This window comes from Streptosporangium sp. NPDC023615 (assembly GCF_040640155.1).
GTDB lineage: Bacteria > Actinomycetota > Actinomycetes > Streptosporangiales > Streptosporangiaceae > Streptosporangium.
Genome location: NZ_JBFABE010000003.1, coordinates 130,606 through 137,676, shown reverse-complemented (window position 1 = coordinate 137,676; position 7,071 = coordinate 130,606). Strand labels below are relative to the sequence as shown.

The window sequence follows — 7,071 nt, the reverse complement described above, 5'->3', positions numbered from 1 at the left end:
CCCCGGAGGGTGGCTACCGTGTCCGGACGGTGACGACCGTGCCCCGGAGGGTGGCTACCGTGTCCGGACGGTGACGACCGTGCCCCGGAGGGTGGCCGCCGTGTACGGAAGGTGGGCGGCCGTACACGGGAGATAGGAAAGTGGCCATTTGGACAGGACTGGTCGGCTGAAAAAGGTTTGACCCGCGGTTAGGGTGAAGCATCCTCTTTCGTCCGAATCCAGGAGCTTCCCTATGCCGTCGCTCGACCACGCCCTGTACGCCTTCGTGATCATGCACGGTATCTGGGGAAGCCCCTGGATGATGATCATCTTCGCGCTCGGTGCGGCCTACCTCGGCGGACGGGCCGTGGAGTTCATCCCCTTCACCCGCAGGATCATCGAGCGCAGGGAGGCGGAGCGCGGCTGACCCCACGCGAGATCGTCGGGCGCGGGGAGCGGCGGAGCGGCCGGGTCCCACCCGGAACCGCCGTGCACCGGGAGACGGAGCCCCGGCCGGCTCGGCGAGCGACCGCCGGGTGGAGCGGGGAGCGGGGCGTGGCCGATCCCGTGAGAGGGTGGCCCCTATGAGCGCTCGGATTCTCGACGGCAAGGCCACGGCGGCGAAGATCAAGGCGGACCTCGCGGTGCGGGTGGCCGCGCTGGCGGAGCGGGGCGTCGTCCCGGGGCTCGGCACCGTGCTGGTGGGGGCCGACCCGGGCAGCCAGATCTACGTGGCGGGCAAGCACCGCGACTGTGCCGAGGTCGGCATCTCCTCCATCCGCAGGGACCTGCCCGAGGACGCCACCCAGGCCGAGGTCGAGGCGGTCGTCGACGAGCTCGACGCCTCCGACGAGTGCACCGGCTACATCGTCCAGCTCCCGCTCCCGCGCCACCTCGACACCCAGGCGCTGATCGAGCGGATGGACCCGGCCAAGGACGCCGACGGCCTCCACCCGGTCAACCTGGGCCGCCTGGTCCACATGGTGGACGCGCCGCTGCCCTGCACGCCGTACGGGATCGTGGCGCTGCTGCAGGAGTACGGGGTGCCGATCAAGGGGGCCGAGGTCGTCGTGGTCGGCCGGGGGATCACCGTGGGCCGCTCGCTCGGCCTGCTGCTGACCCGCCGCTCGGAGAACGCCACCGTCACCCTCTGCCACACCGGCACCCGCGACCTGCCGGCCCACACCCGGCGCGCCGACATCGTCGTCGCCGCCGCGGGGGTGCCGCACCTGATCACCGCGGACATGGTGAAGCCGGGTGCCGCCGTGCTCGACGTCGGCGTCTCCCGCGTCGACGGGAAGATCGCCGGTGACGTCGCCCCCGGCGTCGAGGACGTGGCGGGCTTCCTCACCCCCAACCCCGGCGGCGTGGGCCCGATGACGCGGGCCATGCTGCTCACCAACGTGGTCGAGGCCGCCGAGAGGCGTGTCCGCGCGCACGGCTGACCGTTTCAGGGTCGTCGGCGACCCGCTGACCAGGGTGAGGCCGCTGACCAAGGTGAGGTGAGGCGCGGCCGCCGGTGGTCCCCGCGGCCGCCCGGTGGTCCCGGCCGCGTCGTGGAAGGATCCGGACCCGCGGGCGAACCGGCCCGCGGGCGGGCCCGGTTACGAGGCCCTGCGGTTCGCGCCGGTGCCCGCCGTCTGCGTCTCGGGCGCGCCGGAGGCCCGCTGCGGCGGCACCACCGGGGTGGGCCTGACCAGTCCCAGGGCGACGACCTCGTTCGCCAGCCTGGTGCGCCGGTTGGTCCCCTCCGGGATCCGGAACTTCTGGTAGAGGCGCAGGAGGTGCTGCTTGACGGCGGCCTCCGTCACCACCAGGTCGTCGGCGATCTCCCGCGCCGTGGCCGGTGCCACGAACGCCTCGTCCGAGAGCGCCGGACGGCACAGCGACGTCAGGACGTCCACCTCCCGCCTGGTCAGCTCCGGCGCCGCGGCGCGGCGGAGCTCGACCTCCGGGGCGAAGTCCTCACGCGGGACCCCGCCGATCCTGCCTCGTGCCGCGCCGAAGGACACCACGTCACCGTCGTCCAGCACCCTGCGGGCGATCGGCCGGCCGTTGACCCGCGTGCCGTTGCGGGACAGGCCCAGGTCAACGACGTAAAGGTAGGGTCCGCGCCGGACGAACTCCGCGTGCAGCCGGGAAACACTCGGATCGGTGAGCCGGATGTCCACTCCCCGGCCACGTCCGATCGTCGTGATCTCGGGGCGCAACGGGACCACCTCGCCTGTGTCCTCGATGCGTATGAACGGCCCCTCCACGGCAGTTCCTCCCCAGGTAGCCCGCCGTAACTATTCCTACAGCTCCGGCTTACCCAAAGGAGGTGATGGGGAATCGCCTTTGCCAGAAGGAGAATCCCTCGTGAAATTGGCGTGTACCTCTTGGGAGGGTTTCCGCTGCTCAGGGGTAGACTTCGGGCACAGATAAGCGGAGGAAACACTCATGGCGGACAAGCCCACCAAAGGTCTCGCCGATGTCGTAGCCGCGTCCACCGCGCTCAGTGACATCGACGGTCAGGCCGGTCGTCTGTTCTATCGTGGCTACGACATCCACGATCTGGCCGGTCGCACCACCTTCGAAGAGACCGCGCACCTGTTGCAGTGCGGCACGCTCCCCACCGCGCGGCAGCTGGCCGACTACGGACGGGAGCTGGTCCGGGGGCGCACGCTCGGCACCCTCGCCGAGGCCAACATCGCCGAGATCGCCGAGAAGCAGGCCCCGATGGAGGCGCTGCGCACGCTGGTCTCGCTGGCCGGGGGCGACGATCCGGACAAGGACTCCAACGAGCCCGAGGCGAACCTGCGCAAGGCGGCCCGGCTGACCGCGCAGCAGCCGATCCTGGTGGCCCGCTACCACGCGGCCAGGACCGGGGGCGCGGTCCCCGACCCCGACCCCGAGCTGAGCGTGGCGGCGAACTTCCTGCTGCAGATCACCGGCCGTACCCCCGGTGAGCGCGAGGTCGCGATCTTCGACGCCTGCCTGGTCCTGCACGCCGACCACACGATGAACGCCTCCACCTTCGCCGCCCGGGTCTGCGCCGCGACCCTGTCGGACATGCACTCGGCGGTCGTGGCCGCCATCGGCACCCTCAAGGGCCCGCTGCACGGCGGTGCCAACGAGCAGGTCATGCGCACCCTGGAGTCCATGGACCCGGGCGGGGTCGCGGCGAACGTCCGCGAGCGGCTCGCCGCCGGCGAGAAGATCATGGGCTTCGGGCACCGCGTCTACAAGACCGAGGACCCGCGCGCCACGCACCTGCGCAAGATGTCGCAGGAACTCGGCGAGGCCTCCGGCGACGACACCTACTACCGCATGTCCAAGGAGATGGAGGAGGTCGTCCTCGAGACGAAGGGCCTCTACCCGAACGTCGACTTCTACGCGGCGACCGTCTACCACTACCTGGGCATCCCGACGGACCTATTCACTCCCGTCTTCTCGGTCAGCCGCATGTCAGGATGGACCGCGCACGTCATCGAACAGCACGCCGACAACCGGCTGATCCGCCCGGACAGCGAGTACATCGGCGAGCGGGACCAGAAGTGGAAGCCGATCTCCGAGCGATGAGCCGGGGAGCGACGAGCCAGAACCGGGGGCGAGAACGGGTGGTGGGCCGGTGAACGCGCGAGCGGCCGACGCGAAGGGCGAACGCTGGGGGGCCTACCCCCTGGTGCTGGGCGGCGCGCTCGTCGCGCTGCTCGGCGCCGTGCTGCTGGACCTGCCCTACTGGGGCGGGATCGCCATGGGCGCCGTCATGGTCCTGGGGGCGCTCGCCCGGCTGGCCGGGGGCGGGCGGCTCGCCGTCCGCCGCAGGGCCACCGACGCCCTCACGCTGGGAGGCCTGGGCGTCGTGCTGATGGTGTCCGGGGCCATCCTGGAGTTCAAGGACCACATACCCATGTGACAGGTCGGATGACCGGGTGCGCCGCGAGGTGATCGACCACGTCCGATAGCCTCAACGGCCAGTGAGCCTCAAAAAGGACTGTCTGGTCAAATTAGTTCAGAAGGGGAACCATACGCATGCCCAAGATCAAGGTAGAGGGCCCCGTCGTCGAGCTTGACGGCGACGAGATGACCCGGATCATCTGGCAGTTCATCAAGGACCAGTTGATCCTTCCCTACCTGGACGTCGACCTGAAGTACTACGACCTGGGGATCGAGCACCGCGACGCCACCGACGACCAGGTGACGATCGACGCCGCCAACGCCATCAAGCAGTACGGCGTCGGCGTCAAGTGCGCCACGATCACTCCCGACGAGGCCAGGGTCGAGGAGTTCGGCCTCAAGAAGATGTGGAAGTCCCCGAACGGGACCATCCGTAACATCCTCGGCGGTGTCATCTTCCGTGAGCCGATCATCATGTCCAACGTGCCCAGGCTCGTCCCCGGCTGGACCAAGCCGATCATCATCGGCCGTCACGCGTTCGGCGACCAGTACCGCGCCACCGACCTGAAGGTCCCCGGCGAGGGCAGCCTGACCCTCACCTACACCCCCAAGGACGGCTCCGCGCCGGTCGAGCTGGACGTCTACGACTTCCCCGGCCCCGGCATCGCGATGGCGATGTACAACCTGGACGACTCGATCCGCGACTTCGCCCGCGCCTCGATGCGCTACGGCCTCTCCCGCGGTTACCCGGTCTACCTGTCCACGAAGAACACGATCCTGAAGGCCTACGACGGCCGCTTCAAGGACATCTTCGCCGAGGTCTTCGAGTCGGAGTTCAAGGCCGACTTCGACGCCGCCGGGATCACCTACGAGCACCGCCTGATCGACGACATGGTCGCCGCGGCGCTCAAGTGGGAGGGCGGCTACGTCTGGGCCGCCAAGAACTACGACGGCGACGTCCAGTCCGACACGGTCGCGCAGGGCTTCGGCTCGCTCGGCCTGATGACCTCGGTGCTGCTCACCCCGGACGGGCGGACCGTCGAGGCCGAGGCCGCCCACGGCACGGTGACCCGCCACTACCGCGAGCACCAGAAGGGCAACCCCACCTCCACGAACCCGATCGCCTCGATCTTCGCGTGGACCCGGGGCCTCCAGCACCGCGGCAAGCTCGACAACACCCCCGCGGTGTCCGACTTCGCCGACAAGCTGGAGCAGGTCTGCGTGGAGACCGTCGAGGGCGGTCAGATGACCAAGGACCTCGCCCTGCTGGTCGGCGGCGACGCCAAGTGGCTGACCACCCAGGACTTCCTGGCGGCGCTGGACGAGAACCTCAAGAAGAAGATGGGCTGACCGGGAGGCCGACCCGCGAAGACCCGCCAAGACCCGCGAGGAAGAGGGCCGGTCCTCCTTCGAAGGAGGACCGGCCCTTTTTCGCTTCTCGCTTCCCGTCCCTCACGCGCCCGGCGGGACGTCCCGGGTCACCGTGGGTCTCCGTGGGTCGCCTGGGTCACCGTGGGGTCAGGGGCGTCCGGTCACAGGGCCTTCGTGGCCCCCAGGACGAGGGCCGCGTCGGCCGGGAGGCCTGCCAGCCGCTCCGCGCGCCCGGTGACGGCGTTCACCCGGAAGAGGCCGAGGGGCCCGCCGGTCGCGGTGTTCATCCTGACGGCCAGCTCACGGCCGTTCAGCCAGCTCACCACCTCGCCCTCGGCGGGACGCCCCGCGTCCGGCAGGGGGAGCCGCCGCAGGACACGCCGGGCCTCGGCGTCGATCACGTGCAGGCCGCGCGGGCCGCGCGCGTCCCGGTGCGCGGCCTTGCCGCCGCCCACCGCCGCGGAGTACCTCCCGTTCGGGGAGTCGGCCCAGGAGCCGTACCGCTCCTTGAGCCACGGGGCGGCCCTCTCCGCCGGGAGCGTCCGCGCGGCGGGCACGGACGTCAGGGCGCCGGTCGTGAAGTCGGTCCGCAGCGTCCTTTTGCCGAGCGCGACGGTGAAGTGGCGGCCGTCGGGGGAGACGCTCACCGTCGTGCCGTTCTCGGTGTCGCCCGCCGCGAGGACCGGTGACAGGTAGCGCTTGACGCCGCTGCCGAGGTCGTGGGCGACGTAGCGGCGCTCCGCCGCGCTGAGGTAGGCGATCCGGTGCCCGTCGCGGCTGATGGCGGGATCGAGCCGCTGGTCACCCCCCTCGTCGCCCCCCTCGCCGCGCGCGAGGCGCTGGGCGGCGTCGGGGACGCTGAGCGTCGACTCGCAGGGCTCGCCGCCCTCGCACTCCGTACGGCCGGGAGCGGCGTCCTGGGAGGCGCCGGGGACCAGCCGGAGCGTCCAGCCGGCGCAGATCACGTCACCGGGCCGCGCGGGGGCGGCGGCGTCCGGGCAGCGGGCGGGAACGGCGTACCGGATCACCGAGGAGGTCCGCGGGGCCCGCCACGGGGCCGGGGAGGCGGCGGTGGGGTCCGGGGACGAGGAGACGTCCTGGGAGGGGGTGGAGATCGCCCGTACGGGCTCGTGGCCCTGGACGGCGTTGGCGCTGTCCGGCCCGCCCAGCGCCGAGTTCAGCATCTCGCCCCGCTGGAGCAGCGTGAAGGCGACGACGACGGCGACCGGGACGAGCGCCGCCGTCACGGTCAGAAGGGCCCCGCGGAGGCGGCGGCGCCGGATCGTGCGCATGGACGGGCCGGTGAGGTCCGGTACGGAGGCCTCCCCGGCCGCCGTCCTCATCCTCGTGACCAGGCGCTTCTCGTCGCCCTTGGTGAGGGTCTCGACGGCCTCGGCGATCTCCTCCCGTACGGTCTCCTCCGGCAGGTCGAGGACGGCTGCCATCTCCTCGGGCGTCCTGCCGTCGTGCAGGCAGGCCACGACGAGCAGCCGCCGCCGGGGCGGGACCCGCACCAGGGCCGTGTCCCCCGCGGCGCTCGGACGCTGCAGGAACCGGCGGTAGAGCGCGATCTGGGCGTGCGTGGTGGGGTTCTCCCAGACCGGTGGCGGCCAGGACATGGCCACGGTGTGGAAGGCCCGCAGTGTCAGGCGGATCGCCTGCTCGTGGCTACCGGTGAGGAGCAGTGCGGTGCCGACGAGGGAACGCTGATCGCGCTGTACGAACTCGCGATATCCGATGTATCGGCGCATGGACGTTTTTGCTCCGGCTTGCCTGAGGGACCTGTCAACGGTAGCGATCTAAGCGGCTGGAATGTGGAATCGGGGCGATTGTCGGAAATCG

7 protein-coding genes are annotated in these 7,071 nt (G+C 71.0%); 5 read left to right on the top strand and 2 right to left on the bottom strand.

What is annotated here, in order from left to right:
• The first annotated feature begins 232 nt into the window (after window positions 1-232).
• Both AB0G16_RS03555 and AB0G16_RS03550 read left to right on the top strand, forming a co-directional pair.
• Entirely contained in the window at window positions 233-406 is a 174-nt protein-coding gene (locus AB0G16_RS03555; RefSeq protein ID WP_362797959.1) for a hypothetical protein, read from the top strand.
• Window positions 407-563: 157 nt separating this feature from the next.
• Entirely contained in the window at window positions 564-1,424 is an 861-nt protein-coding gene (locus tag AB0G16_RS03550; protein ID WP_362797957.1) for a bifunctional methylenetetrahydrofolate dehydrogenase/methenyltetrahydrofolate cyclohydrolase, read from the top strand.
• A 159-nt stretch (window positions 1,425-1,583) separates the two neighbouring features.
• Here the strand turns inward: AB0G16_RS03550 and AB0G16_RS03545 are convergent, their stop codons facing one another.
• Window positions 1,584-2,237: an FHA domain-containing protein gene (locus AB0G16_RS03545; RefSeq protein ID WP_362797954.1), complete on the bottom strand. Its 654-nt coding sequence runs from the start codon at window positions 2,235-2,237 to the stop codon at window positions 1,584-1,586.
• A gap of 181 nt (window positions 2,238-2,418) precedes the next feature.
• On the opposite strand from AB0G16_RS03545, the gene AB0G16_RS03540 reads away from it, so the two are divergent.
• The 3 genes from AB0G16_RS03540 (at window position 2,419) to AB0G16_RS03530 (ending at window position 5,208) form a co-directional block, all read left to right on the top strand.
• Complete coding sequence (locus AB0G16_RS03540) at window positions 2,419-3,540, top strand: citrate/2-methylcitrate synthase (RefSeq protein WP_362797952.1); 1,122 nt, start codon at window positions 2,419-2,421, stop codon at window positions 3,538-3,540.
• A 49-nt stretch (window positions 3,541-3,589) separates the two neighbouring features.
• A complete protein-coding gene (locus AB0G16_RS03535) occupies window positions 3,590-3,877 on the top strand; it encodes a hypothetical protein (protein WP_362797949.1) in 288 nt (95 codons plus the stop codon).
• 116 nt (window positions 3,878-3,993) lie between these two features.
• On the top strand, window positions 3,994-5,208 hold the full coding sequence (locus AB0G16_RS03530) for an NADP-dependent isocitrate dehydrogenase (protein ID WP_344889710.1): 1,215 nt from the start codon (window positions 3,994-3,996) through the stop codon (window positions 5,206-5,208).
• A 182-nt stretch (window positions 5,209-5,390) separates the two neighbouring features.
• Here AB0G16_RS03530 and AB0G16_RS03525 read toward each other — a convergent pair whose 3' ends face one another.
• Window positions 5,391-6,980 (bottom strand): hypothetical protein, encoded by a 1,590-nt coding sequence (locus tag AB0G16_RS03525; RefSeq protein ID WP_362797945.1) that lies wholly within the window; start codon window positions 6,978-6,980, stop codon window positions 5,391-5,393.
• Between the last annotated feature and the right edge of the window lie 91 nt (window positions 6,981-7,071).